23 protein-coding genes and 1 pseudogene are annotated in these 24,593 nt (G+C 69.4%); 15 read left to right on the plus strand and 9 right to left on the minus strand.

What is annotated here, in order from left to right:
- Positions 1-5 precede the first annotated feature (5 nt).
- From C3E79_RS02765 to secA, 4 genes are all read left to right on the plus strand, one after another.
- The gene (locus C3E79_RS02765) at positions 6-1,697 is read left to right on the plus strand and encodes an LpqB family beta-propeller domain-containing protein (protein ID WP_235840538.1); all 1,692 of its coding nucleotides are present in this window, start codon (positions 6-8) and stop codon (positions 1,695-1,697) included.
- A 55-nt stretch (positions 1,698-1,752) separates the two neighbouring features.
- Entirely contained in the window at positions 1,753-2,370 is a 618-nt protein-coding gene (locus tag C3E79_RS02770; protein WP_108405014.1) for a ComF family protein, read from the plus strand.
- Between the two features lie 131 nt (positions 2,371-2,501).
- Complete coding sequence (gene hpf / locus C3E79_RS02775) at positions 2,502-3,188, plus strand: ribosome hibernation-promoting factor, HPF/YfiA family (RefSeq protein ID WP_108403538.1); 687 nt, start codon at positions 2,502-2,504, stop codon at positions 3,186-3,188.
- A gap of 90 nt (positions 3,189-3,278) precedes the next feature.
- Positions 3,279-5,825, plus strand: a complete 2,547-nt coding sequence (secA, locus tag C3E79_RS02780) for a preprotein translocase subunit SecA (protein WP_108403539.1) — start codon at positions 3,279-3,281, stop codon at positions 5,823-5,825.
- Positions 5,826-5,838: 13 nt separating this feature from the next.
- Here secA and C3E79_RS02785 read toward each other — a convergent pair whose 3' ends face one another.
- Positions 5,839-6,219 carry a hypothetical protein gene (locus C3E79_RS02785; protein ID WP_235840537.1) on the minus strand — a complete coding sequence of 127 codons (381 nt, stop codon included), beginning with the start codon at positions 6,217-6,219 and terminating at the stop codon, positions 5,839-5,841.
- Between the two features lie 143 nt (positions 6,220-6,362).
- Between C3E79_RS02785 and C3E79_RS02790 the strand changes: the two genes are divergently transcribed.
- On the plus strand, positions 6,363-6,776 hold the full coding sequence (locus C3E79_RS02790) for an HAD family hydrolase (protein ID WP_108403540.1): 414 nt from the start codon (positions 6,363-6,365) through the stop codon (positions 6,774-6,776).
- The gene (locus C3E79_RS02795) at positions 6,776-7,273 is read left to right on the plus strand and encodes a DUF6912 family protein (RefSeq protein WP_179948308.1); all 498 of its coding nucleotides are present in this window, start codon (positions 6,776-6,778) and stop codon (positions 7,271-7,273) included. Before C3E79_RS02790 ends, C3E79_RS02795 begins: the two co-directional genes overlap by 1 nt.
- Here C3E79_RS02795 and rsgA read toward each other — a convergent pair.
- Both rsgA and aroA read right to left on the minus strand, forming a co-directional pair.
- Complete coding sequence (gene rsgA, locus C3E79_RS02800) at positions 7,257-8,273, minus strand: ribosome small subunit-dependent GTPase A (protein WP_108403541.1); 1,017 nt, start codon at positions 8,271-8,273, stop codon at positions 7,257-7,259. The two genes, C3E79_RS02795 and rsgA, sit on opposite strands and share 17 nt — an antisense overlap.
- 3 nt (positions 8,274-8,276) lie before the next feature.
- Positions 8,277-9,566, minus strand: a complete 1,290-nt coding sequence (gene aroA, locus C3E79_RS02805; protein ID WP_108405017.1) for a 3-phosphoshikimate 1-carboxyvinyltransferase — start codon at positions 9,564-9,566, stop codon at positions 8,277-8,279.
- 24 nt (positions 9,567-9,590) lie between these two features.
- On the opposite strand from aroA, the gene C3E79_RS11565 reads away from it, so the two are divergent.
- Positions 9,591-10,238 carry an SOS response-associated peptidase gene (locus C3E79_RS11565; protein WP_108403542.1) on the plus strand — a complete coding sequence of 216 codons (648 nt, stop codon included), beginning with the start codon at positions 9,591-9,593 and terminating at the stop codon, positions 10,236-10,238.
- A 26-nt stretch (positions 10,239-10,264) separates the two neighbouring features.
- Here the strand turns inward: C3E79_RS11565 and C3E79_RS11570 are convergent.
- Positions 10,265-10,678 (minus strand): annotated as a pseudogene (locus C3E79_RS11570) (YbaK/EbsC family protein); the annotation flags it as partial.
- Positions 10,679-10,682: 4 nt separating this feature from the next.
- Positions 10,683-11,042 carry a VOC family protein gene (locus C3E79_RS02820; protein ID WP_108403543.1) on the minus strand — a complete coding sequence of 120 codons (360 nt, stop codon included), beginning with the start codon at positions 11,040-11,042 and terminating at the stop codon, positions 10,683-10,685.
- Between the two features lie 88 nt (positions 11,043-11,130).
- Between C3E79_RS02820 and C3E79_RS02825 the strand changes: the two genes are divergently transcribed.
- Both C3E79_RS02825 and C3E79_RS02830 read left to right on the plus strand, forming a co-directional pair.
- On the plus strand, positions 11,131-11,757 hold the full coding sequence (locus C3E79_RS02825; RefSeq protein ID WP_108403544.1) for a sigma-70 family RNA polymerase sigma factor: 627 nt from the start codon (positions 11,131-11,133) through the stop codon (positions 11,755-11,757).
- The gene (locus tag C3E79_RS02830) at positions 11,757-12,107 is read left to right on the plus strand and encodes a mycothiol system anti-sigma-R factor (protein ID WP_235840536.1); all 351 of its coding nucleotides are present in this window, start codon (positions 11,757-11,759) and stop codon (positions 12,105-12,107) included. The genes C3E79_RS02825 and C3E79_RS02830 overlap by 1 nt, the downstream gene beginning before the upstream one ends.
- Positions 12,108-12,176: 69 nt before the next feature.
- On the opposite strand, the gene C3E79_RS11800 is transcribed toward C3E79_RS02830, so the two are convergent.
- Both C3E79_RS11800 and C3E79_RS02835 read right to left on the minus strand, forming a co-directional pair.
- Complete coding sequence (locus C3E79_RS11800) at positions 12,177-12,251, minus strand: 50S ribosomal protein bL37 (RefSeq protein WP_100227335.1); 75 nt, start codon at positions 12,249-12,251, stop codon at positions 12,177-12,179.
- A gap of 113 nt (positions 12,252-12,364) precedes the next feature.
- Positions 12,365-12,628 (minus strand): WhiB family transcriptional regulator, encoded by a 264-nt coding sequence (locus tag C3E79_RS02835; RefSeq protein WP_108403545.1) that lies wholly within the window; start codon positions 12,626-12,628, stop codon positions 12,365-12,367.
- A 504-nt stretch (positions 12,629-13,132) separates the two neighbouring features.
- On the opposite strand from C3E79_RS02835, the gene C3E79_RS02840 reads away from it, so the two are divergent.
- Positions 13,133-13,612 (plus strand): hypothetical protein, encoded by a 480-nt coding sequence (locus tag C3E79_RS02840; RefSeq protein WP_235840535.1) that lies wholly within the window; start codon positions 13,133-13,135, stop codon positions 13,610-13,612.
- On the opposite strand, the gene C3E79_RS02845 is transcribed toward C3E79_RS02840, so the two are convergent.
- Positions 13,609-14,802, minus strand: coding sequence for an Rv3212 family protein (locus tag C3E79_RS02845; RefSeq protein WP_108403547.1), 1,194 nt, complete (start codon positions 14,800-14,802; stop codon positions 13,609-13,611). The two genes, C3E79_RS02840 and C3E79_RS02845, sit on opposite strands and share 4 nt — an antisense overlap.
- Positions 14,799-16,082 carry a DEAD/DEAH box helicase gene (locus C3E79_RS02850; RefSeq protein ID WP_108403548.1) on the minus strand — a complete coding sequence of 428 codons (1,284 nt, stop codon included), beginning with the start codon at positions 16,080-16,082 and terminating at the stop codon, positions 14,799-14,801. Before C3E79_RS02850 ends, C3E79_RS02845 begins: the two co-directional genes overlap by 4 nt.
- A 188-nt stretch (positions 16,083-16,270) precedes the next feature.
- Between C3E79_RS02850 and C3E79_RS02855 the strand changes: the two genes are divergently transcribed.
- The 5 genes from C3E79_RS02855 to C3E79_RS02875 are packed head-to-tail and all read left to right on the plus strand — an operon-like array spanning position 16,271 to position 24,579.
- A complete protein-coding gene (locus C3E79_RS02855) occupies positions 16,271-16,495 on the plus strand; it encodes a DUF3107 domain-containing protein (protein WP_108403549.1) in 225 nt (74 codons plus the stop codon).
- A 21-nt stretch (positions 16,496-16,516) separates the two neighbouring features.
- The gene (locus C3E79_RS02860; RefSeq protein WP_108403550.1) at positions 16,517-17,446 is read left to right on the plus strand and encodes a DUF3152 domain-containing protein; all 930 of its coding nucleotides are present in this window, start codon (positions 16,517-16,519) and stop codon (positions 17,444-17,446) included.
- Between the two features lie 10 nt (positions 17,447-17,456).
- The gene (locus tag C3E79_RS02865; RefSeq protein ID WP_108403551.1) at positions 17,457-18,170 is read left to right on the plus strand and encodes a hypothetical protein; all 714 of its coding nucleotides are present in this window, start codon (positions 17,457-17,459) and stop codon (positions 18,168-18,170) included.
- Positions 18,171-18,188: 18 nt separating this feature from the next.
- On the plus strand, positions 18,189-21,242 hold the full coding sequence (locus C3E79_RS02870) for an ATP-dependent DNA helicase (protein WP_108403552.1): 3,054 nt from the start codon (positions 18,189-18,191) through the stop codon (positions 21,240-21,242).
- A gap of 31 nt (positions 21,243-21,273) precedes the next feature.
- Positions 21,274-24,579 (plus strand): ATP-dependent helicase, encoded by a 3,306-nt coding sequence (locus C3E79_RS02875; protein WP_108403553.1) that lies wholly within the window; start codon positions 21,274-21,276, stop codon positions 24,577-24,579.
- The last annotated feature ends 14 nt before the right edge of the window (positions 24,580-24,593 follow it).

Here is a 24,593-nt window from a genome sequence, read left to right on the forward strand (position 1 = left end):
GGATCGTGCTTGTCGCTGCGGCCGTTGCGGCGGGGCTCGTGATGGGGTCGTGCGCGGCGCTGCCGACGGATTCGGAGCCGGAGGTCATTCGTCGCTTCGACGCCCCCACCCAGGCCAGCCCCGACATCCGCCCGGAGCCGAACAGCGATCCGGACATGTTGCTGCGGGACTTCTTCGCCGCCTCGGCGGTGCCGGCGGCGAACTACGAGGGGGCGCGCAGCTTCCTCACCGAGCAGGCGCGGCAGGCGTGGGACCCGTCGACCTCGACCATCGTCGTCGATCGCATAAGCATCAACACCCTCGCCGGAGGGGGTGAGACCCAGAGCTTTAACGTGCAGGGCAACGTCGTCGGCGAGCTGCTACCCGGCGGCGCGTTCGTGCCCACCCGGCAGGGCTACGAGGCGACGATGGAGCTCGAGCGGGTCGACGGGCAGTGGCGGATCTCCTCCCTGCCCCCCGGCACGGTGATCGAGCGCTCGGAGATGCGCAACCGGTACCAGCCGTACAACGTCTTCTACTACGCCCGCGGGGCACGCGAAATCGTGCCCGACCGCCGCTGGGTCCACGCCGGGCGCGACTCGCTGGAAACGGCCGTCATCTCCCTGCTGCTTGCGGGCCCGTCCACGCGGCTGCGTGACGTCGTCGACTTCGAGATCCCCCCGGAGGCCGCCTACACCGGCGTCCAGGACGGGGCATACGCCTTTACCGGGCTGAGCAAGCTGAGCGAGAACCAGCGCGTGCGCTTCGCCTCGCAGCTCGTCTGGACCCTCTCGAGCATCGGCATCAACCGCCCCGTCGCGATTACCGCCGACGGTGACCCGCTCGTGCCGGGGGTGGAGACCTTCAGCCGGGAGGACTTCGCCGACGCCAACCCGCAAGCCTCGCACGCGGCGGAGGACAACCTCTACACGTTGGCCAACCAGAGCCTGTTCAAGGTGGACGACGGCAAGGCTGAACCCCTCGACGGCCAGCTCGCCGAGCAGGGATCGATCGCCTCGGCCGACATCGGCGCCGGGGGCAACTACGCGGTGGTAACGGGCAAGGACGGCGAGCAGGTGCTCAAGATTGGCGAGTTTGACAAGGGCTCCACAGAGGTCGCGCGCGCCAAGAACTTCACCCGCCCGGCCTACGAACGCGGCAAGGCGGGCGTGTGGGTCGTCGCCGACGGCAAGCGCGTGGTGCGCTTCACGCGCGCGGCCACGGGGGAGTTCGCCTCCAGCGATGTGGCCGTGGACATGCCTGACGGGGTCGATGGCAGCATCTCGGTGCTGCGGCTCTCGCCGACCGGCGTGCGCGCGGTGATGGTGGTCGAGGGCACGCTGTATACGGGCATCGTCGAGCAGGACCAGGGCGGCCAGCGCCGCATCACCAACGTGCTGGAGTACGCCCCGGACTTAGCGGGCAACGTCATCGCCGCGGATTGGCAGGCGGACGGCTCGATTGTCGTGGGTACCTCCAACCCGGGCTCACCCGTGGTGCGCGTGGAGCAGGACGGATCGGGCACCACGGGCAAGCCGATCGGTAACATCACCGCGCCGGTGGTCGCGGTGGCGGCCGGGGCCGGGATGGTCTACGCGACCGATGCCAACGCGGTGCTGCAGATGCCCGATAGCGCCGACGGCGCCGCGGAGGCTACGAACTGGCGTGAGGTGCCCGGCCTCCAGGGCGTGCGCTCGGTACCGATCGTGGCGCGCTAGGCCCACGCAACTAGGCTCGCGGCCAAGGAAGACATTGGGGGAGGAGGCGGAGACGATGGGGGGATTGCTCGAGCTGGTGCTCCCGCGCAGGTGCGCGGGGTGCCAGGCAGCCGGGGACGTGCTCTGCGCGCGGTGTCGGCGCGAGCTAGAGCGCGTGCCGTACCGGATGGCGCCCTCCGTCGACGCGTTTGTGCCCGTGTTCGCGCTCGGCCCGTATTCGGGGGCGCACCGCGGGGTGGTGCTGGCGATGAAGGAGCGGGGCAACCTCGCCGTGCGCGCCCACTGCGGCGCGGTCCTCGGCGCCGCGCTCGCCCACCTCGAGGCGCGCGGGGAGATCCCGGCCGGGGCGGGGCTCGTCCCGGCGCCGACCCGCCCCCGCTCCGCGCGGAGGCGCGGGGGCGACCCGGTGGAGGCGATGTGCCGGGCGAGCGGGCGGGCGACCTACCCGGTGCTCTACTTGCGGGATTCGGCCCGCGACCAGGCGGAGCTGAGCGCCGCGGAGCGCCGCGCCAACCTGGCGGGGGCGGTGGCGTGGCGCGGGGCGGTCCCTCCCGGCGACCTCGTCGTGGTCGACGATGTGGTCACGACAGGGGCGACGCTTGGGGCGAGCGTCGCCACGCTGCTTGGGCGCGCTGCTCACGTGCGCGCGTGCGTCGCTCTGTGCGCCGCGTGAGGCGGGGAGCCGGGGGCTTGCTGTGCCGTGGAACCCGCACGGAATTGGCGGCGCATTGTGCGCCATATGGTTATGACCAGTTGTATACTTGAAAGCGGATCCCATTCCTACGACACCAAGGGAGGAAGCAGATGACCGCATCTGAATTCGCCGAAGAGACCCGCGCAGAACAACCCGAGGCGCAGGTCACCATCACCGGCCGAAACGTCGAGGTCCCCGAGCACTTCCAGGAGCGAGTCAACGCGAAGCTCGCGAAGATTGAAAAGCTCGACCCGACGCTGAACTTCTTCCACGTCGAGCTCACCCACGAGCCGAACCCGCGCCGGGAGGCGCACGCCCAGCGCATCCAGATCACCGCCACCGGCAAGGGCCACCTCGCCCGCGCCGAGGCGAAGGAGGACAGCTTCTACGCCGCGCTCGAATCGGCGATTGGCAAGCTCGAGCGCTCGCTGCACAAGGTGAAGGTTCGCCGCGAGATCGCCCGCTCGGGCCACCGTGCGCCGAAGTCCGCCGGCGAGATCGCCGCGGAGCTCGAGGCGGAGGCCCGACAGGCCCGGCAGGCGCGGCAGGCGCAGGAGGGCGCCTACGACGTCGACCCCTACGAGGGTCGTGTCGAAGATATCGTGCCCGGCCAGATCGTGCGCCGCAAGGAGCACCCGGCGACGCCGATGAGCGTGGATGATGCGCTCTCCGAGATGGAATTGGTAGGTCATGACTTCTACCTGTTTACCGATGCCGAGACGATGCGCCCCTCGGTTGTCTACCGCCGCCACGCCTACGATTACGGTTTGATCTCGTTGGTTGACTCGAACGAGTAACGTGCGTGCGTACAATGGCCGGTTAGTAAAGCCTACTAACCGGCCAATTGCCCGCCGAGAACATTTACCGCAGTAAAGGACCCCACCTACGTGTTTGGATTATCCAAGCTTCTCCGAGCCGGAGAAGGTCGCACTGTCAAGCGCCTGAGCAAGATCGCCGACCAGGTCATCGCGCTCGAGGACGACTACGCCGCGCTCAGCGACGCGGAGCTGAAGGCGAAGACCGCGGAGTTTCGCACTCTCCTCGCCGACGGGGCGAGCATGGATGAGATTCTGCTCGATGCGTTTGCCACCGCGCGCGAGGCGTCGTGGCGCGTGCTTGGGCAGAAGCACTTCAAGGTGCAGATCATGGGCGGCGCGGCGCTGCACTTCGGCTCCGTGGCAGAGATGAAGACTGGCGAGGGCAAGACGCTGACCTCGGTGCTGCCCGCCTACCTCAACGGCCTGGCGGGCAAGGGCGTGCATATCGTCACCGTGAACGACTACCTGGCCAAGCGCGACGCGGAGATGATGGGCCGCGTCCACCACTTCCTTGGCCTTGACGTCGGCGTGATCCTCTCCGAGATGCGCCCGCCCGAGCGGAAGAAGGCCTACGCCGCCGACATCACCTACGGGACGAACAACGAGCTCGGCTTCGACTACCTGCGCGACAACATGACCCGCTCGACCGCGGACATGGTGCAGCGCGGTCACGCCTTCGCCATCGTCGACGAGGTCGACTCGATTCTTATCGACGAAGCCCGCACGCCCCTGATCATCTCCGGGCCGGTCGATGGTTCCAGCCAGTTCTTCTCCGTTTTTGCTCAGCTCGCACCGAGGATGCGCGAGGGCATCCACTACGAGGTGGATAAGCGCAAGCGCACCATCGGCGTGACGGAGGAGGGCGTGGAGTTCGTCGAGGACCAGCTCGGCATCGACAACCTGTATGCCCCGGAGCACTCCCAGCTGGTGTCCTACCTCAACAACGCGATCAAGGCCAAGGAGCTCTTCGAGCGCGACAAGGACTACATCGTGCGCAAGGGAGAGGTCTTAATCGTCGATAGCTTCACCGGCCGCGTGCTCTCGGGCCGCCGCTACAACGAGGGGATGCACCAGGCGATCGAGGCGAAGGAAAACGTCGAGATCAAGAACGAAAACCAGACCCTGGCGACGGTGACCCTGCAGAATTACTTCCGCCTCTACGACAAGCTCGCCGGCATGACCGGTACCGCGGAGACGGAGGCCGCCGAGCTCCACCAGATCTACGGCCTCGACGTCGTGGCCATCCCGCCGAACAAGGAAAACCAGCGCGTCGACCGCGATGATTTGGTCTACAAAACCCAGGAGGCGAAGTTCGCTGCGGTGGCAGATGATATCGCCGAGCACGTGGAGAAGGGCCAGCCGGTGCTCGTGGGCACGACCTCGGTGGAGCGCTCCGAGTACCTCTCGCAGCTGCTCACCCGCAAGGGCGTGAAGCACAACGTGCTCAACGCCAAGCACCACGAGGAGGAGGGGCGCATCATCGCCGAGGCCGGCCTGCCGGGCAAGGTGACTGTCTCGACGAACATGGCCGGCCGCGGTACCGACATCGTGCTCGGCGGCAACCCCGAGGTGTTGCTCGACGCGCAGCTGCAGGAGCAGGGGCTCGATCCCTTCGAGGATGCGGAACGCTACCAGGAGCAGTGGGAAGCGCTTCTGCCCGCGGCCCGCGAGCGCTCCCAGGAGCTCGGCGATAAGGTGCGCGAGGCCGGCGGGCTCTACGTCATCGGCACCGAGCGCCACGAGTCCCGCCGCATCGATAACCAGCTGCGCGGCCGCTCCGGCCGCCAGGGCGATCCGGGCGAGACCCGCTTCTACCTCTCCATGCGCGATGACCTCATGGTGCGCTTCGTCGGCCAGTCGATGGAGAATATGATGAACCGCCTCAACGTGCCGGACGATGTGCCGATCGAGGCGAAGATGGTCTCCAACGCGATCAAGGGCGCGCAGAGCCAGGTGGAGAACCAGAACTTCGAGATGCGCAAGAACGTGCTGAAGTACGACGAGGTGCTCAACGAGCAGCGCAAGGTGGTCTACCGAGAGCGCCAGGAGATCCTCGCCTCGGCCGACCTGAAGGAACAGGTGCGCCGCATGATCACAGACACCGTCGGCGCCTACGTCGACGGCGCGACGGCAACCGGCTACGTCGAGGATTGGGACCTCGATGAGCTCTGGAGTGCGCTCGATTCTCTCTACGGCCCGAGCGTTACCGCGCGCGAGCTTGTCGACGGCTCAGACTACGGCCGCCCGGGCGAGCTCACTGCCACGGAGCTGCGCGAGGCGCTCGTGGCTGACGCGCAGGCGCAGTACGACGCGCTGGAGGGACAGGTCGCCGCGATCGGCGGGGAGGCGCAGATGCGCAACGTCGAGCGCATGGTCATTTTGCCGATTATCGACGCGAAGTGGCGCGAACACCTCTACGAGATGGACTACCTCAAAGAGGGCATCGGCCTGCGCGCCATGGCGCAGCGCGACCCGCTGGTGGAGTACCAAAAAGAGGGCGGGGAGATGTTCCAGGCGATGGAGGAGGCCGTCCAGGAGGAAACCGTGCGCCAGCTGTTCATGATGCGCAGGCAGTTCGAGCAGCAATCGGGCGAGCAGCCCGTCGCGCAGGCCTAGCCCGCCCCTCCCCTCAGAGCACCTTGAAGGAGACGAGCGCTCCATCGCGCACGCGGGCGGCGTAGCCGAAGCGTCGGCCGCCGGCGTCGACGGTGCCGAAGAACTCCCCGCCCTCGCGGGCGTGGCAGCTCACGATGCGCACGGGACCGTGGGCCGTGGCTGCGGCGGCAAGCCTGCGCCTGGCGTTGATGTGGTTGCGCACCCCGAGGGCGTAGAGCTTGGAGGTGAGCGTGGCCGCTTCGCGCACCCCGAAGGCGGCGTCGAGCGCGCCGCGCACGAGGGGAGAGACGGCGGCGGCCTCCGAGGTGGGGGCGCGGCGGGCAGGCGGCGCGGTGCGCGGGGTGATGATGCGCATGTACTGGTGCCCTGGCACGGGGTAGTAGGTGGTGCGCACGGCGGCCGTTCCTCCTTGGCAGGTTGTGTGTTCCACGCAGCAGGTAGGATTGTGTCACGATTCGCGCGGCCGGAGGGGGCCTCGCGCGCACACTTTAGTATGCACGGCTTTTGTGCACAGACAGACAAGGGGTTGGAAGCAGGATGCAGGCACTGATTATTGACTACGCAGGGGTGCTCGATACCGACGCCGAGGATAAGCGCCGCTGGCGCCAGTTGATCTCTGCGGTGAAAGAAGTCGGAATCAAAACCGCCATTTTGTCCAACGCAAACGGCGACGACCCGGCCGCCGAGGCCATCCGGGAGTGGGAGTTTAGCGGGGTGGTCGACGCGGTGATCCTCTCGAGCGAGGTCGGGGCGGAAAAGCCGGATCGCGTGGCGTTCCAGGCCGCCGCCGACGCCGTGGAGGCGCCGTTGGTGGACTGTGTGATGACCGATGATGACATCATGAACGTCCGCGCGGCGGTGGAAAACGGCATGATCGGCATCTTGCACACGGCCTTCGAGCGCACCGCGGTGGAGGTCCAGTCCCTCTTTGGCATCGAGGGCGAGTTCTAGTGCGCGTCTACATCCCGGCGACGTTCGCCATGCTCGCTCAGCTGCAGGAGACCGGGGTGCTCCACGCCCGCGGCGGGTGGGCGTTCGCGGCGACGCCGGAGCTCACCGAGTTCTATACCTCCGGCGACATCGAGGAGATTGAGGCGATCGCGTTCGACGACGCCGCGATGGCGTCGATACGCCTGCTCGCGATTGGTGACGAAGAGAGGTTCCCGCACCGCCGCGTCGTCGTCTCCGCCGACGTCGAGGGCGCGGCCGGCGAGCCGGAGATGGGCGAGAGCGTGGTCAGGCTCGCGGGGCCGATTTCGCGTGGCGACGTCGCCGCGGTCCACGTCGACGTCGCTGAGGCCGAGGAGGCGACGCGCAGGGCGATTGCTCACATCGACGCCGCCGATCTTGGCGACGAAGACGCCGAACTCGCCGTCGGCGACGCGCAGGACAACTACATGGCCTTCTACCACCCGAGCGAGCTGCCCTTTCTTATCGAGCTCCTTTAAGCTCCCACTCGTTGTTGCTGCGCAGCGCCTCGAGCAGCCTGCGCACGGCCCGGGCCCGCCTGCCCACGGGAGTATCCGCGTCCAAGGCGTCCCAGGCGCACTCCGGATCGGCCGGCGGGCCGAGGTGGCTGCACCCGCGCGGGCAATCCTCGGCAGCGGCGGCGAGCTCGGGGAAGACCGCGACGACCTGGTCGGGCGAGACGTGGGCGAGGCCGAAGGAGCGGATACCGGGGGTGTCGATGATCCAGCCCCCGCCGGGCACCTCGAGGGCGACCGACTGGGTCGAGGTGTGGCGGCCCTTGCCCACCCCGGAGACTTCGCCGGTGAGCCGGTTGGCGCCGGGGACGATCCTGTTGACCAGCGTGGACTTGCCCACGCCCGAGTGCCCGATGAGCGCGGTGAGCCGTCCAGTGAGCATCGCGGTGAGCTCGTCGATCTCGTCGTCGATGCCGACTTCGAGGACATCGACGTCGAGGTCGGTGAGCTCGGAGCGAAAGACCCCCGGGTCGGCCAGGTCGGATTTGGTCAGGCACACCACGGGGGTCACGCCGCCGACGAAGGCGGCGATGAGGGCGCGCTCGACAAAGCCTATGCGCGGCGGCGGGTCGGCCACGGCGGTGACGATGAGGAGGAGCTCGGCGTTGGCGACGATGATGCGCTCGTAGGGGTCGGTGTCATCGGCCGTGCGCCGCAGCACGGAGCTGCGCTCGGCGCGCTTGACGATGCGGGCGAGGGTGTCTTTGCGCCCGCTCGTATCGCCGACGACCCCGACGCGGTCGCCGACCTCGACGGAGACCCGCTTGAGCTCGCGGGCGCGCATGCATTGCACCACCGCCCCGGTGTCCTCGATGACGACTCCCCACCGCCCCCGGTCTTTGGTCACCACCATGCCGTCGACGGCGTCGTCGTGGGAGGGGCGGTCCTTCGAGCGCGGGCGAGATCCCTTGCCGGGCCGCACCCGCACGTCGGACTCGTCGAAGTCGCTAAACCGCCGCGCCACGCGCTAGGCCTCCACCGCTGCGGCCTCGCCCACCATGTCCTCCCACATGCCCGCGAAGCCGGGCAGGGTCTTCGCGGTGGTGCCGATGTCTTCGACGCTCACGCCCTTAGTGACAAGCCCGATGATCGCCCCGGCCGTGGCCATGCGGTGGTCCTCATACGAGCGCCACGTGCCGCCGTGCAGGCGCGCCGGGCTGATCCGCAGGCCGTCCGCGCTCTCCTCGCACCTGCCCCCGAGCCGGTTGATCTCCTCCGTTAAGGCGGCAAGCCGGTCGGTTTCGTGCCCCCGCAGGTGGGCGATGCCCGTGATCTCGCTCGGCGAGCTGGCGCAGGCCGCGAGGGCAGCCACGGTGGGGGTGAGCTCGCCGATATCGCTCATGTCGAGGCGGATGCCTCGCAGCGTGCCGCGCGAGGGGCCGCGCACAGTCAAGATGTGCTCGGCGTCGATGTCGATCTCGCAGCCCATGCGCTCCACGATGCCGCGAATCGCGTCGCCGGGCTGTGTGGTCACGGCGGGCCAGCCCGGGACGCTCACCACCCCGCCGGTCACCGCGGCCGCGGCGAGGAACGGGGTCGCATTCGACAGGTCGGGCTCGATCTCCCAGTGGCGGGCGCGGATGCGCTGCGGGGCGACGTGCCACCTATGCCCGGAGGATTCGACCACCACCCCGGCCTCGGCGAGCATCGCTAAGGTCATCTCGATGTGGGGAAGCGAGGGGAGCGTCGCCCCGGTGTGGGTGATGCTCCCCCCGCGGTCGAAGCGAGCGGCGGCGAGCAGGAGGCCGGAGACGAACTGAGAGGAACCGGAGGCATCGATCTCGACGTCGCCCCCGCGCACAGCGCCGCGGCCGTGGACGATAAAGGGTAGCTCGTCGCCGGTGATCTCAACGCCGAGCTGGCGCAGCGCCGTGAGGATCGCGGCAATCGGGCGCTGGCGGGCGCGCGCGTCGCCGTCGAAACGCACCTCGCCCGTGGCGAGGGCCGCCACGGCGGGCACGAAGCGCATGACGGTGCCGGCGAGCCCGCAATCGACCTCGGCGCCGCCCAGCTGGCCCGGGGTGACCTCGACGACGCCGCCCGACTCGGCGAAGCCGACGCCCATCGCGCCGAGCGCCTGGCGCATGAGGTCGGTATCGCGCGAGCGCAGCGCGCCGGAGATGGTCGAGGTTCCCTCGCCCAGCGCGGCGAGGATATAGGCCCGATTGGTCAGCGACTTCGACCCCGGGATGACCTGGGTATGGGTGATCGGGGTCGCGGAATAAGGCGCGGGCCACAGCTGTGTCATGCCCACCATCATAAGCCAGCCATAATGGGGGGTATGTGTGGACGTTTCGTTCTCTTTACAACGGGCAACGAGCTTATCGACGCCATCGCGGCGATCCCCGGCGTCGACTCCGTTGCCGCACCCGACGGCACGCCCCCACCGCGCTACAACGTCGCCCCCACCCAGCAGGTCCCCCTCGTGCGCCTGAAAGGGGCCCAGGCCTCGCTCAACGCCGCACGCTGGGGCCTGATCCCGCGCTGGAAGAAGGACGAGCGAGGCGCCCCGCTGTTTAACGCCCGCGCCGAGACGGTGGCGGAAAAGCCGTCGTTTCGCCAGGCCTTCGCGGCGCGGCGGGGGCTCATGGTGCTCGACGGGTACTACGAGTGGAAGGACAAGGTCCCCTACTTCGTTGCCCCGGAGCGCGGGATGCTCTACGCGGCGGCGCTGTGGGAGACCGGGGGCGATCAGCTCTCCGCGACGATGGTGACCACCGCGGCCGCCGAGCCGATGGAGTGGCTGCACCACCGGCTGCCGCTGTTCCTCCTGCCCGAGGAGGTCGAGCAGTGGGTGCACGGCACCCCGGAGCAGGCCGGCGAGCTGCTTGGCCCCTCGCGCGTGGCCGGCGAGCTGCGCGCGCGGCACGCGGCGCCCGAGGTGGGCAACGTGCGCAACGACCACGCCGAGCTTATGGGGGCGAACTGAGCCTCGGTGAGGGAGGCGAGGTCGCCGGGGGCGAGTCTCGCGGAGAGGCCGCGGTTGCCGGCGGAGACGGTGATGATGTCACGGTGGGCGAGGGGGGCGTCGATAAGCGTGGGCAGCTTCGTGAGCGTGCCCAGCGGGGAGATGCCGCCAACGATGTAGCCCGTGGCGCGTTGCGCGACGGCCGGATCCGCCAGCTCCGCGCGCTTCCAGCCAAGCGCCTTGGCCGCCTGCTTGAGGGCGAGGCGGGAAGAAGAGGACACGCAGCACAGCGCTAAGGCGCGCTGCGGTCCAGCGACCACCAGCGTCTTGACCACCTCGGCGGGATCGAGGCCGAGCTCAGCGGCGGCGTGGAGGCCGAAATCGTCGCTACCGGGGGTGTATTCCACAACCTCGTGGGGCACCGCGGCAAGGGCCGCGAGCGCGCGTGTCCGTGCGGCCATCGCCCTAGACCTCCTCGATGACGATCGTGCCCATGCGGGAGGCGCGCTCGAAGGCACCCGGAGTGCCGAGCAAGGACCTGTAGTTCTCCGGCACGATCTGCCAGCTCAGGCCGACGGGATCCCTCATCCACCCGCAGGGCCCGGGGATGCTCGCCAGCGCATCCCACCAGGCGTCGACCTCGGAGTAGGCGACCGCGCACTCTGCGGGCTGCAGGTGCACCCGGGAGGCGGGGAAGGTCTCCGTGTAGAGCGCCCTGGCCTCCCCCACCCGCCTGAAAGCGGGCCCGGCAAAGAGCAGGCGGGGGGACACCCGCTCGGCGGCGTCGTCGTCGCTGCACCAGACGGTCTGGATGATCCTTTGCATGGTCTTCGAGACTATCAGCGTCTATCGGAGCAGATCAGGGCCTACCAGGTCAGCTGCGGGCGGCGGGGCCGTGCGTAGAATGGCGCGCATGGCCGAGACTGACCTCGACACTAGAGACGCTGGCGACACGGGAGACACGGGAGATACTGCCGACCTCAAGGAGCGCTTCGCCGCGGAGGCAATGCCGCTCGTGGACCAGCTCTACGGCGGCGCGCTGCGCATGACCCGCAACCCGCAGGACGCCGAGGACCTCGTGCAGGAGACCTTCCTCAAGGCGTACAAGGCGTTCGGCAGTTACACCCCGGGCACCAACCTGAAGGCGTGGCTCTACCGGATCATGACCAACAGCTACATCAACACCTACCGCAAGAAGAAGCGGCAGCCGCTGGAGACTTCGACCGATGACGTGACCGACCACCAGCTCTATACCACGAGCTCGCACGACTCGACAGGCCTGGAATCGGCCGAGGTGGCGGCGCTGAAAAACATGCCGAACGGCCGGATCTCCGAGGCGTTCGACGAGCTCAACGAGGACTACCGCATGGTGGTCTACATGGCCGATGTTGAGGAGATGGCCTACAAGGAAATCGCTGAGGCGCTCGGCATTCCGCTCGGCACGGTGATGTCGCGCCTGCATCGGGGAAGAAAACAGCTCCGCGCGATGTTGAAAGACGTGGCGAACGAGCACGGAATCGGCCTGGAGGTAGAGAACTGATGAGCGCCGGCAACCACGACCGCACAGCTTATGGTGCACAGGGCTGCGACTGTCCCGAGTGCGGCGATGCGCACCTCATGCTCTGCGAGCTGCTTGATGCGGAGACCACCGCCGAGCGCGCCGCGCAGATCCGTGAGATCATCGCACGCTGCCCGGGCTGCTTCCGCCGCTTGGAGGACGAACAGGCCGCTCGGGTTTTGGTGCGGGACTGCTGCGGTGCCGCCCGGGCGCCCGAAGGGCTCAAGCGGCGCATCCTGGCGCAGATCACCACCCTCACTGTGTCCCAGGTGACTCAGGTGACTCAGGTGTCCCAGGTGACTCAGGTGCGGGTGAGCCGGCCCGGGCGCTAGGCGCAGGGCAGGGAAAATCGCCCCGCCCCCCACTCGCGTTGCGGTGGGGGGCGGGGCGTTTTTCGGTTCTTATGCGTTAGGGCGCTTGCCGCGGTTCGCGCTCTTCTTGCGGCGATCCTTGCGCTTCCGGCCACGCTTGCTCATGGGAGCCTCCTTCATGTCAGTGCGGAGTAGGGGGATATCTGGCCTATCACTCTATCGCCGAGTGCGCGCTGGCCACACATCGGGTGTGCGCTCTCTCCGGCGCACGCGCGAGGTTAGGCGGTGAGGCGGGCGCGGCCGCGGGCGCGCTGCTTGTTGCGGCGCTTGAGCGCGCGGCGCTCCTCCTCGGAGAGGCCGCCCCACACGCCGGCGTCCTGGCCGGTCTCCAGGGCCCACTTGAGGCACTGGGAGGTCACGGGGCAGCGGTTGCAGACGAGCTTCGCCTGCGCGATTTGGGCAAGTGCGGGGCCGGAGTTGCCGACGGGGAAGAAAAGCTCGGGGTCTTCGTCGCGGCAAACAGCTTCGTGGCGCCAATCCATGGTCGTGTCTCCTTCGTAAGGGTCTGTCAATGTCGGGCGGTCAATCGGGTCGTGCGGGTGCGTGCGCGTCACGAGACAGCCCCTTGAGATGAGGGGCGCAGTCGACGTGATCAGCACGTGCAGGGCGGGCGGTGGGCCCCGGTGGTTCCGGGGGCCGTCATCGCTTTCCCTACTGTTAACCCCGTGGTGGTGTGGGGTTAAGGGCTAGGTAACCAGCCCGTCGTTTTTGCTACCCGAGAATAATGGCACGTTCATCACGGCTTCGCTAGAGATAAAGGGTAAAATGTGATGGAGATCATAAAATATTATTCGGGCTGGAGGCGCCGAATTGGTCGCCACCAACCAAATCGCGGACTGGATACACGCCGACTACCAGCGCAGATATGCGCGTGTCGCCGAGCACGATGCGAACCCCGCGGTCAAATCAGGGCAACACCGACCGGCCCCCCCCTAGGCACGCCTCTCGTCCCCGTCAAGGCCCGGTGGATAGACTTTTGGGTTGTGATGTCAACGCAACCGCCCCACCCCGACCGGCCGATGCCCGCGGCCTCCGTGCCCGTCCCCGCGATCGTGCGCTTCGGCGGGGCGGTCGTAGCCCTGCAATGCGCAGCGATGTTCGTCTATGCGATCTCGCTCATCGCCACCAACCTCCGCGCTCGCGCGGGCGGGGCCGCCTCGAGCCTGCAGTCCGATTCGGGCGCGGCGAACTACGTCGGCGTGGGCACGGCCGTATTCCTCCTCGTCGTGTTCGGTTTTGTCGCCTTCCACGCCGTGCGCACGGTGGCGGGCCGGCCCTCGGGGCGCGGGGCGATCGTCCTCATCGAGGCGATCTTGCTGGGCGTGGCGGTCTACATGTTCAGCGGCGGTGCGCCCGCGCTCGGAGCGGCCACGGCGGCCTCAGCGCTCGCCGCGCTCGTAGGCGTGTTCCACCCCGCGGCGGTGCAGTACTGGGAAGCGCGCTACGAGCTGCGACGGCAGCGCTAGAGCGCGCTCAGCGCGACGAGGGCGTTGCCTCGCTTTTCGACGACCACCTCGCCCGCCGCGGCAACGCCCACGCGCCTGGCCTCGTCCCCGCCGCGATCGACGGCGATGACCCGCTCCACCTGGGGCTCGGGCGTATCCGCCCGCGTCACCGCAAGGCCTCCGTCGATGGGCACGAGCACCCGGTCGCCGGCCGCACACCCCGTCCCCAAAGCGCCGTCGAGCGAACCGGAAAGGCTGAGATCGCCCGGGCGGAAGAGCAGGAGCGCCCCGCCGCTTGCGGCCGTCATGTGGTGCGGTAGATCCGCGGTGGAGACCGCGGGGTCGAGCGGGGGTGTCGGGCTGGCGGATTTTTGCGCGCCGTCGGTGCCGAAGGAGCGCACCTCGCCCGCGGCCGGGTCGTAGATCGCCGCGGCCTCGGGAGAGACGGCGAGGAGAAAAGAGCCCGCTGCTACGCGGGTGCTCGAGTGGATCTCGGGTTTACGGGAGTCTTCCGGGGTGGCGTCTAAAAGCCTCAGCCAGGTCCCGTCGGCGCAGGTCTCGGTCACCGCGAGGAGCTCCTTGCGGGTGAGCGCCGAGGATATTTCGCACTGGTGGGGCTGGAAATCTGCCTCCTGCGGGGCTTCGACTCGCCCGTATTCGACGGTGCGCACGAGGTCGGAGCGCCACAGCTCCACCCGGCTCGCGCTCACAGTGCCGACGCGGTCGTTCGACGAGATGCCGCGCACTTCGTCCGGCGCAACCGCCGCGCGGGTGCCGGCGTATTGGCCCGAGAGCGCATCGATGGCGACGACGTCGCCGCAGCCGGCCCGGTCGCGGTAGGTGGCCACGACCTTGCCCCACGCCTGCCCCAACGAGCACAGCTCCACCTCGCGCCGGTACGTCCACGCGGTGGCGCCCGTGGGGGTGGTAGCGCTCAGCGTCTTCTCAGCGGCGGAGTAGCTGATGATGAGGCCCTGAGCGATAAGCGGGGCGGCGCCGGGGGAGTCGTCGACAAGCCGGAAGCTCTCCGCGAGCTGCTGCGGGGCGGAGCTCAGCGGGGCGACCGATTCCAGGCGCTCCGGCGCCGGGGTGAGCTCGGAGGAGCGGATCGGGGCCGTGGCGTAGGCGCCGCCGACGAGCGCGAGCGCGGTGGCCGCAATCGCGGCGCTGGCCAGGACATCGCCGCGGGTGCGGCGCAGCGCGGGGCTCATCGGCGCCTCCGATCCGGCCTGCGGCGCGGCTCGGCATCCCCGAGCAACTCCGTCGGCGGGCCGACGCGCTCGCCGGCGGACGCCGGGATGGCAAGCGCCTCGAAGAGCTCGGGCGAGGTGGAAAACCACGCCGGGGGCTCGGGCATGCCCAGGCCGAGCTCGGAATCGATCGCCTCCCACTTCGCGGCCTCGTCATACCCGACGAGGGTCACCGCGGTGCCCGAGTTACCCGCGCGGCCCGTCCGCCCGATCCGGTGGACGTAGGTCATGGGGTCATCCGGGGTCTGGAAGTTGATCACGTGGGTGACATCGTCGATGTCGATCCCGCGCGCCGCCACGTCGGTGGCCACGAGGATCTCCACCGCCGCGCTGCGAAACGCCTCTAAGGACCTCTCACGCGCCGCCTGGCCAAGGTCGCCGTGCACCGCGGCGACGGTGAAGCCGCGCTGCGCCAGGTCCGCAGCAAGCTCGGCGGCGGTGCGCTTCGTGCGGGTAAAGATGATCGTGCGGCCCCGCCCCTTTGCCTGCAGAATCTTCGCCGTGACCTCGGGTTTATCCATCCGGTGGGAGCGAAAGACGACCTGCCTCGTCGTGGCGTGAATGCGGGGCGAATCCGCGGCCTCGGCGCGGATGTGGACGGGCCTGTTCATCAACGAGCGGGCGAGGGTGAGGATCGGCCCGGGCATCGTGGCGGAAAACAGCATGGACTGCAGCGGGCGCGGCAGGGCCGACCAGAGCTTCTGGATGTCCGGCAAAAACCCGAGGTCGAGCATCTCGTCGGCCTCGTCCAACACGAGGATGGCCACCCGATGGAGCGCGAGCTCGCCGCGCTCATAGAGGTCGATCAGCCGCCCGGGTGTGCCCACGACGACGTCCGCGCCGGAGCGAAGCTGCTCGATCTGCGGCTCGTACGCCCGCCCGCCGTAGATCGTGGTCACCCGCACCGGCGTGTGCGCGGCGGCGTGCACCAGATCGTCTCCCACCTGCACGGCGAGCTCGCGGGTGGGCACGATCACCAGCGCGCGCGGGGTGCCGTCGAGCTCGGCGATGTCGGCGTCGTCGAAGACGCGGTCGATCACGGCTACGCCGAACCCGTAGGTCTTGCCCATCCCGGTGCGGGCCTGCCCGATGAGGTCTTTGCCGGCCAGCGCGATCGGCAGCGCGAGCTCCTGAATGGAAAACGCGTGCGTGATACCGAGCTCGCCCAGCGCGTCGACGATCTCGGCGGCGACGCCGAGCTCGGCGAAGGTCGGCGCGGTGTGGTCTGCGGGCGAAGGCACACGCTTATCTTAAACATGTTTGCGCCAACCCCAACGTCGGGTATTGTCCGGTCGCAGCTCAGAAGGGGCGTCGTCACGCGTGGTGCGCGAGGGGACGCGCGATGGAAGCCGCGCGATACAATGGGCCCCTACGTACCTGCACGCGACCTTCGACAAGACACGATTTAAGGACAGTGAAGTTTTCGACTATGGATATCAGGATCGGCCTCACCGACACCGCCCGCGAGCTCACCGTGGCCAGCGCAGAGTCCCAAGACTCGGTGCTCGAGCAGGTCAAGGCGGCGATCGCGGAGGGTGCACCGACGGTGACACTGGCAGATGACAAGGGCAGGATCTACCTCGTGCGCACCGAGCGCATCGCCTACGTCGAGGTGGGCACCTCCACCGCCCGCTCCGTCGGGTTCGCGCGCTAGCTGGGCCTGGGGCGAGACGCTATGACCCATCGGCAGGGGCTCGGCCCTACGCTGGGCGAGGATGTGGAGGCGCGAGAGCCGTTTCTCCAGCGGTTTGTCCGCGAGTACGGCTGGCGCGCCTACGCCATCCCGGTCCTTTCGGTGATCACCCTCCTCGTCGCGGCCAACGTGGTGGCCAACCCCGATGACGCGGCCCTGGCGGCCCCGGCGGGGCAGGAGGGCGCGCCGCACGAGGCCGCGGGCCACGACGGCGAGCCGGTGCGCGATCCCGCGCAGCTGCCAGAAGGGAGCGTCGGGCTCAACGACCTCCCGCCCGGCGGGCCGTATACCGAGGCCGGCACGCGGACCTACCGCGAGGTCGGGGCCCCGGGTGCGAAGGCGGGCAAGGGCGAGGAGCTCACGCTGCGCTACGTCGTCGAGGTCGAAGAGGGCATCGACGCGGTGCAGTTCGGCGGCGATGACGCCCTATCCGCGCTCGTCGATGCCACCCTGGCCGACCCCCGGGGCTGGACCAACGACCCGCGCTTCGGCTTCGAGCACGTCACGGGCAGCGAGAACCCAGACCTGCGCATCCGGCTCACCTCGGCGGCTACCACCAGGGAAAACTGTGGGGGAGACCTCGGGTTGGAGACCAGCTGCCGGTCCATGGCCACGGGGGAGAGCACCGTCGTGCTCAACGAGGCGCGCTGGGTGCGCGGCGCCGCTCCCTTCGAAGGCGACCTGGGGCGCTACCGCCAGTACCTCATCAACCACGAGGTTGGCCACGCGCTGGGCTTTGCCGCCCACGTCGCGTGCCCGGCCGACGGCGAGCTCGCCCCGATCATGATGCAGCAGACCTTGAGCCTCAATAACGCAGAGCTCCACGGGCTCGACCCCGAGGAGGTCTACCCCGATACGCCGGAGACGTGCCGCGCCAACCCGTGGCCCTACCCCCGCCCGGCGGTGTTGTGAGGTGAGCGGCGTGGACATCCCGCGGCACGTCCTCTCGGCGTTCCAAGTCGACGGCATCAACCCGGTCGCCGCGGGGCCGGCCTGGGACAACGGCGTGCGCTACGCCCGCGTCGTTATCGCCCCGGCCACGGCGACATCCGCGTGGTCGGCGAAGGTGCGCGAGAGGTTTTCCTCTCCGGCGCTGAGCGTCGCCCGCCCCGTGCGCGCCACCGACGGGCGCGTGGTCGTGGGCGGGTTTAGGGCCAACGACTTCGTCGAGGGCGAGCTCGCCGCGCGTGCCGACGAATCCATTGCCGCCGCGCTGGCATTCGACGACGCCGTTGCCGGCGTCGAGCCCCCGGCGGGGCGTCGCGAAGATCGGTGGGCGAAGGCTGACCGCGCCGCCTTCGAAAATGAGCAGTTCGACGGCCCCGTCGGTCTAGCCCACCTCGACTTCTTTTCCTGCTGCATCTTCTCCGGCTCGCTGCCGCCGACGCTGACGGATATCGTGCCCTCGGCCGAGCTTCGGCCGCGCGGGTATACCGCCGCGCTCGTGCTTGTCGATGCCTTGTTGACCAGCTCCGTCGACGAGCGCGTCATCGCCCGCTGGGCGCACGTTCCTCACCTGCGCGAGCTGGCGGCCTGCGCGCTGCGCTACCGCGAGGCCACGGTGGCGCTTGAGCCGGGAGTATCGAACGTGAGTTCTATTTTCTCTCGGGTGCGAGACCTGCTGATGTCGCACTAGGCTGGCACAATCGTGGCCATGTCGATCGCATCTCCGCTCCCGCCGACGCCGCGGGCATACCTCGTCCCGCGCGAGCGCCGTCTCAATGACCGCCGGTGGGACCACCCGCTGCCCACCGAGGGCACATGGAAGGTGACCGGGCAGGCGGGCTCGGGGGTGAGCAGCTTCCTCATCGACACCGTGGTCAACGCGGTGGCCTCCGGCGCCGACCCCCGCGGCATCCTCGTCGTGGCCGCCTCGAAGGAATCCGGCGCGCGGATGCGCGTCGAGCTCTCCGACCGCCTCGCCGCCTCCGGCTTCGTCATCGACGAGCCCATGGTGCGCTCCGTCCACTCGCTCGCCTTCGCGCTGCTGCGCCAGCAATCCGGGGAAGACATCAGGCTCATCTCCGGCGCGGAGCAAGACGCCGTGATCCGCCAGCTCCTCGCCGGCCACGTCGAGGACGGCCGCGGCACGTGGCCGGTAGAGCTGCGCCCCGCGCTCCCTCTGCTCGGGTTCGCCCGCCAACTGCGGGATTTCCTCCTGCGCGCCGTCGAGCGCGGGGCAACCCCCGCAGACCTTCGTGCGCTCGGTCAGCGCCACGGCCGGCCGATCTGGGCCGCCTCCGGGGACTTCCTCGAAGAATACCTCCAGGTCATGGCGCTCAACCCGGCTCGGACACTGAGTGCGTCCGAGCTGGTCACCCAGGTGCTCAGGGCAGAGGTGGAGGGGCACTGGCACACCGTTGTGGTTGATGATGCCCAGCATCTCGCCCCCGCACCGGCCGAGCTGGTCGCCCGGCTCGCTGCGCGCGCCAGGCTCGCCGTCGTCGGCGGCGACCTCGGGCAAAGCGTGTTCCACTTCCGCGGCGCCTCCCCGAACTTCTTCCGCGACCTCGGGGGGATCGCGCACGAGACGATCAACCTCGGGCCCTCTCGGCGGGGACCGCAGCGCCGCGCGGTGGTGTGCCCGAGCGCCGCGGCCCAACACTGCGTCGTCGCCGACGAGCTGCGCAGGGCCCACCTCGAGGCGGGTGAGGCCTACCGAGACATGGCGGTCATCGTTCGCTCCAGCGCCGCGATCGAGCCGATGCGCCGCGCGTTGCTGCAGGCCGGGGTGCCGGTCATGCTCGATCCCACCGACGTGGTGCTGGGCGAGCAGCGCATCGTCGCCGCACTAGTCCTTGGCCTGCGGGCGCTCACCGAGGACCTCGACCCGGCTGCCTGGCGCGAGCTCCTCCTCGGCCCTGTCGGCGGGACCGACCCTGTGACCTACCGCCGCCTCTTGCGCGGCCTGCGCAGATACGCGCCCGCGCGGCGCGCCGAGGACACCCTGCGCGACCTTGTCGCCTCGCCGAACCCGCTGCCCGATTTCGGCGCGATGCTCACCGAGCGCGAGCTCGACATCCTCCTCCACGTGCGCGCCGTCCTCGACGCCGGGCGGGCCGAGCTCGGCTCCGGCAGCGTCGAGGAGATCTTGTGGGCGGTGTGGAACGCCACGGGCCTGTCCTCGCGGCTCCTCGCGGCGGCGCTGCGCGGCGGGGCGACCGGCTCGCAGGCCGACCGCGACCTCGACGCCGTGATGGCGCTGTTTGACGCCGCAGGCGACTTCACGGAGCGCCGCGGGGATTCCGGGATCAAGGGATTCATCTCCTACATCGCCGACCAGGAGCTTCCCACCGGTGTGCGCGACCGCCGCACCGCCACCCCCGACGCCGTCTACCTCCTCACCGCCCACGGCGCCGCCGGCCGGGAGTTCGCCCGCGTTGTCGTGGCCGGGGTCCAGGAGCTGGAATGGCCCTCGCTGGCGGTCACAGGGACGATCTTCGGGCAAGAGGAGCTCGTGGACCTGCTCGACAACGGGGTCGACCCCTCCGTGCCGGTGAGCCGGAAGGCTGAGCGGGCCGCCGAGGAGCGCAGGCTCTTCACGGTGGCCACCACGAGGGCGACCGAATCCCTCCTGGTCACCGCGGTCGACGACCCAGACGGCGACGAGGTCGTCTCACCCTCGCGCTTCGTCGAGGAATGGTGCGCCGCACACGACGTCGAGCTTCGTTTCGCGCGCGCTGAACACGCGAAAGAACCGCTCGGAGTGGGCGGCGGGGAGGCGCTGACCCTCCGCGTTCTTGCCCACGACGACCTCATCGCCGAGCTGCGCCGTGCCGCCCGCTCGGACGCCCTCGGCGAGGCGGGCCGGGCGCAGGCGGCGCGTCAACTCGCCCGCCTCGCCGAAGCCGGGGTGCCCGGCGCCGATCCTGGGCAGTGGTGGGCGACGACCACGGTGGCCTCGGAGAAAGCCCTGCCGGTGCCGAAGAAGCTCTCGCCCTCGCGCATCGAGGGCCTGCTGGCTTGCCCGATGAACTCGGTGCTCGAGCGCATGGTCGGGCTCGACGGGTCCATGCGGGCGGTCTACGGTGCGATGGCGCATGCCTACCTCGAGGCCCTAGGCAGGGGGGTCGACGAGGCCCTTGCTCGCGCGGAGGTGCTCGATGCCCGCCGCAGCGCCGACGCCTCCCCGGCGTGGAAGCGAGAGCGCGACATCGAAGAATTCGAGCACACGATTGACAAGACGCTCGGGTGGCTCCAGGCCTCCCGCGCGACGTTCGAGCAGGTCGCCGTCGAGGCGTCGATCGACGTCGACGTTGCCGGCGGGGTGCGCATCGTCGGTCGCGCCGACCGCCTCGAGCGAGAGGCCAGCGGGGCTCTCCACATCGTGGACCTCAAGACGTCGAAAAGAGCCCTCTCGAAGCCGGAGGCCGCTGACAACGCGCAGCTCACGGCCTACCAGCTTGCGCTTGCCCACGGAACCCTCGAGGGAGGGCGGGTCGTTACCGCCCCAGGCGGCGCCGCCCTGGATCGCGTGGGGGGAGCGGTGCTGGTCTACCCGGCGGTGGACTCGGTCAAGCTCACCACCCGCGAGCAGGCGCCGAAGTCGCCGGAGGAGCTCGAGCAGTTTGCCGAGCTCGTGCGGCCCCTACCCGAGCAGATGGCGGGGCCCGAGCTCCTCGCCCGCACGGGGAAGCACTGCGAGCATTGTTCCGTGCGGGCGCTGTGCCCGGTACAACCCGAAGGACAGGTGATCACCCGTGGATAGGCGCGACACACAAGGCGGAGGGCGCCAGCCGATGAGCCCGGCCGTGCTCTCGAAATACCTTGGTCAAAAATTCCCGCCGACTGAGCAGCAGGCGGAGATCATCGGCGCCGAGCCTGGCCCCCTGCTCGTCGTGGCGGGCGCGGGCGCGGGCAAGACGGAGACCATGGCGGCGCGCGTGGTCTGGCTCGTGGCCAACGGGTACGCCCGCCCCGAGGAAGTCCTCGGGTTGACGTTTACGCGCAAGGCGGCCCAAGAGCTGGGTAAACGCATCCGCGACCGGCTGAGCGCGCTCGCCTCCAACGCTGACCTCGTGCGCCGGCTCGACCCCTCGGGGCAGCTGGCGAGATCCCTCGAGATCATCGCGCCGACCGTGTCCACGTACGACGCCTACGCCGGCGACCTCGTGCGCGAATACGGCTTGCTCGTCCCGGTCGAGCCAGATGCGCGCATGATCACCGACGCGGAGCTGCACGCCATCGCACACGAGGTCGTGCAGGACTACGCCGGGACGCTCCTCGTGCCCGGCGGGGCGAACCCGACCCCCGCGTCTGTCGTCACCGACCTCCTCGACCTGGTGACCAACATGGGTAATGACCTCGCCGAACCCGACGAGGTTGCCGAGCATGCGCGCACGTTCCTCGCGGAGACGGAGGCGCTGGACGGGGGTAAGGATCCGGCGAAGTTCACCAACGAGATGACGAGATGGCGCGCTACCCAGGAGCGCCGCCGCGCCTACCTGCCGCTGGTGGAAAAGCTTGCCTCCGAGCTGGCCGCACGGGGCGTGGTCACCTTCAACGAGCAGATGTCCGTCGCCGCGCGGCTCGCTTCCCACCACCCGGCGGTGGGAGCATCCCAGCGCAGCCGCTTCCGAGTGGTCATGCTCGACGAATACCAAGACACCTCCCACGCGCAGCGCGTGTTGTTGCGCAGCCTCTTCGGCGAGGGCTCAGGCAGCAGCGAAGACGGCCGGAACCCGCTCACGGTCACCGCGGTGGGCGACCCCATGCAGGCCATCTACGGCTGGCGCGGGGCTACCGTGGAAAACCTCGCCGCCTTCGTCGAGGATTTCCCTGCCCCAGACGGCGGGCCCGCGCCAAAGATGCAGCTCACGACCTCGTGGCGCAATCCGCCGGAGGTGCTCGCACTCGCAAACGAGGTCTCGGACGCGCTGCTGGGCACCGGCGCGAAACGCCCTGTCGCGCCGCTCGAGCCGCGCCCGGGCGCGGCCCCCGGCGAGGTGCTGCTCGGCTACTTCGAGCGAGACGACGAAGAACTCGACTTCCTCGCCGACGAGCTCGCCCGGCAATACAACCAGGCCCAGGAAGACGGGGAGCCGTTCTCCGCGGCCGTGCTCGTGCGCGCCAACAAGACCTCTCCTGAGGTGGCAGAGGCGCTGGCCGCGCGCGGGATCCCCTACGAAATTGTCGGGCTGGCCGGCCTCCTCGACGTCCCCGAGGTCGCCGATACCGTGGCAATCGCCACAATGCTCGTGCGCCCGGACGACTCCGCTGCGGCGCTGCGTGTCTTGGCAGGGCCGGCGGTGGGGCTAGGCCTCGACGACCTCGATGCGCTCGCCGCCCGGGCCGCCAATCTGCGTGGCGCGCGCCCGGAAGCCGAGATGCTCGAGGACCCGCTCGAGCACTACCGGGCGCAGCTGCGCCAGCTCGTCGAGGAGGCCGCCGACATCACTGCGGGGGGCGACGCGCCGGCCGGCCTCACCGATGCTGTGGCGGACCACGGCGAGGAGGAGCGCTACAGCCAGGAAGGCCTCGCCCGCATCAACGCACTCTCCTCCAAGCTCCGCAGGCTGCGCACTCAGTCGCTGGGCAAGCGGCTGCCCGACTTGTTCGCCGACATCATCTCGGTCTTCGGCATCCGCACCGAGGTGCTCTCGCGCCCCTCCGCCACCGGGGCGGCCCACCTCGACCGCCTCTTGGACGTGGTCGCCACCTACCCGGGCACCAGCCTTGACTCCCTCCTGGACTACTTCCAGCTCGCGCGCGAGCACGAGGGCGGCCTCACCCCAGGAAACGTGGTCGTGGCCTCCGACAGGGTACAGATCCTCACCGCCCACAAGGCGAAGGGCCTCGAATGGGATACCGTCGCCGTCGCGCGCGCCGACGCCTCGACGTACAAGGCCCAGGCCTCGACGTTCCTCACCCAGATCGGGCGCGTGCCGGACGAAGACTTCGACGCCTTCGACGACGCTGAGGACCGCAAGCAGTTCGCGAAGGCGGCGAAGAACTACATCGCCGCAGACCGCGAGAAGATGGCGGAGGAGGCCGCCCGCCTGTTCTACGTCGCGGTTACCCGCACCGAGCGCAAGCTCATCATCACCGCCTCGCGCACCGTGCCCGGCCGCCAGAGCGCCGCGGAGCCCTACGAGCACTTCGCGGCGATCCGCGGGCTCGTCCCTGATCACGCCGTGGTGGCCTGGGCCGGGGGAGAAGGCAGGGGAGAAGGCAGGGAAGAAAGCTCTGCCGAAGAGACGGCCCCGGCCGAGCCTGTGAGCTTCGACCGCGAGCGGGAGGGGACCTGGCCGCACCTGCGCGTCGATCCCGCGGACGCGGCGGCGGCCGACCTCGTCTCCGCGGCCATCGAAGACCTCCCCGCGCTGACCGAGGGGGAGCTCTACTCCCTCTGGGAGCGCGACACCACGGCGCTCATCGAAGAACACCTCGCCGCGCAGGCCCCGGAGGTGCCGGTCATGCTGCCCGGCGAGCTCACGGCCTCCGACATGGTGGCGCTGAAGGCCGATCCGGAACAGTTTGCCCGCCGCGCGAGGCGCCCCGTGCCGTTTAAACCCAACGCGTACGCCAAGCGCGGCACCGCGTTCCACGCCTGGCTGGAAGAGTTCTACCACGCCCGCCCGCTGCTGACGGAAGATGAGCTTCCCGGGGGCGAGGAACCGGACGTGGACAAGCGCACGCTCGAGCTGCTCAAATCCAACTTCGAGAAAAGCCATTGGGCCGCGAAGACGCCCGCGTACGTCGAGCAGCCCTTCGAGCTCGCGCTCGGCTCCGCCGTGGTGCGGGGCAGGATGGACGCGGTCTTCGAGCAGGGGGGCAGCTGGGTGGTCGTGGACTGGAAGACGGGCACCAAGCCGGCCCCGGCCCAGATGGAGAGCGCGAAGCTCCAGCTCGCCGTCTACGCCGAGGCGTGGCGGCGCATCGCGGCGGACGGCAGGCCGGTGCGGGCGATGTTTTTCTACGTGCGCACCGGCGAAGACTTCGAGCCTGGCGAGCTGCCCGGATCCGCCGAGCTCGAGCGGTTGCTTCGGCAATCGGCCGGGCACGGGCTAGAGTTCCAAGCAGACTCCGGCGCAGAAAGGGCATGAGGGCCGAGGTGAGG

Source organism: Corynebacterium liangguodongii, assembly GCF_003070865.1.
Taxonomy (GTDB): Bacteria; Actinomycetota; Actinomycetes; order Mycobacteriales; family Mycobacteriaceae; genus Corynebacterium; species Corynebacterium liangguodongii.

Excerpts from the sequence above, each read along its gene's own strand:
- C3E79_RS02770 (WP_108405014.1), top strand. The coding sequence starts at position 1,753 with ATGGGGGGATTGCTCGAGCTGGTGCTCCCGCGCAGGTGCGCGGGGTGC.
- C3E79_RS02860 (WP_108403550.1), top strand. The coding sequence starts at position 16,517 with ATGACCCATCGGCAGGGGCTCGGCCCTACGCTGGGCGAGGATGTGGAG.
- aroA (WP_108405017.1), bottom strand. The coding sequence starts at position 9,566 with ATGGTGGGCATGACACAGCTGTGGCCCGCGCCTTATTCCGCGACCCCG.
- C3E79_RS02790 (WP_108403540.1), top strand. The coding sequence starts at position 6,363 with ATGCAGGCACTGATTATTGACTACGCAGGGGTGCTCGATACCGACGCC.
- C3E79_RS02830 (WP_235840536.1), top strand. The coding sequence starts at position 11,757 with ATGAGCGCCGGCAACCACGACCGCACAGCTTATGGTGCACAGGGCTGC.
- C3E79_RS02875 (WP_108403553.1), top strand. The coding sequence starts at position 21,274 with ATGAGCCCGGCCGTGCTCTCGAAATACCTTGGTCAAAAATTCCCGCCG.
- C3E79_RS02825 (WP_108403544.1), top strand. The coding sequence starts at position 11,131 with ATGGCCGAGACTGACCTCGACACTAGAGACGCTGGCGACACGGGAGAC.
- C3E79_RS02835 (WP_108403545.1), bottom strand. The coding sequence starts at position 12,628 with ATGGATTGGCGCCACGAAGCTGTTTGCCGCGACGAAGACCCCGAGCTT.
- C3E79_RS11565 (WP_108403542.1), top strand. The coding sequence starts at position 9,591 with ATGTGTGGACGTTTCGTTCTCTTTACAACGGGCAACGAGCTTATCGAC.
- C3E79_RS02840 (WP_235840535.1), top strand. The coding sequence starts at position 13,133 with ATGTCAACGCAACCGCCCCACCCCGACCGGCCGATGCCCGCGGCCTCC.
- C3E79_RS02855 (WP_108403549.1), top strand. The coding sequence starts at position 16,271 with ATGGATATCAGGATCGGCCTCACCGACACCGCCCGCGAGCTCACCGTG.
- hpf (WP_108403538.1), top strand. The coding sequence starts at position 2,502 with ATGACCGCATCTGAATTCGCCGAAGAGACCCGCGCAGAACAACCCGAG.
- C3E79_RS02820 (WP_108403543.1), bottom strand. The coding sequence starts at position 11,042 with ATGCAAAGGATCATCCAGACCGTCTGGTGCAGCGACGACGACGCCGCC.
- C3E79_RS02845 (WP_108403547.1), bottom strand. The coding sequence starts at position 14,802 with ATGAGCCCCGCGCTGCGCCGCACCCGCGGCGATGTCCTGGCCAGCGCC.
- C3E79_RS02870 (WP_108403552.1), top strand. The coding sequence starts at position 18,189 with ATGTCGATCGCATCTCCGCTCCCGCCGACGCCGCGGGCATACCTCGTC.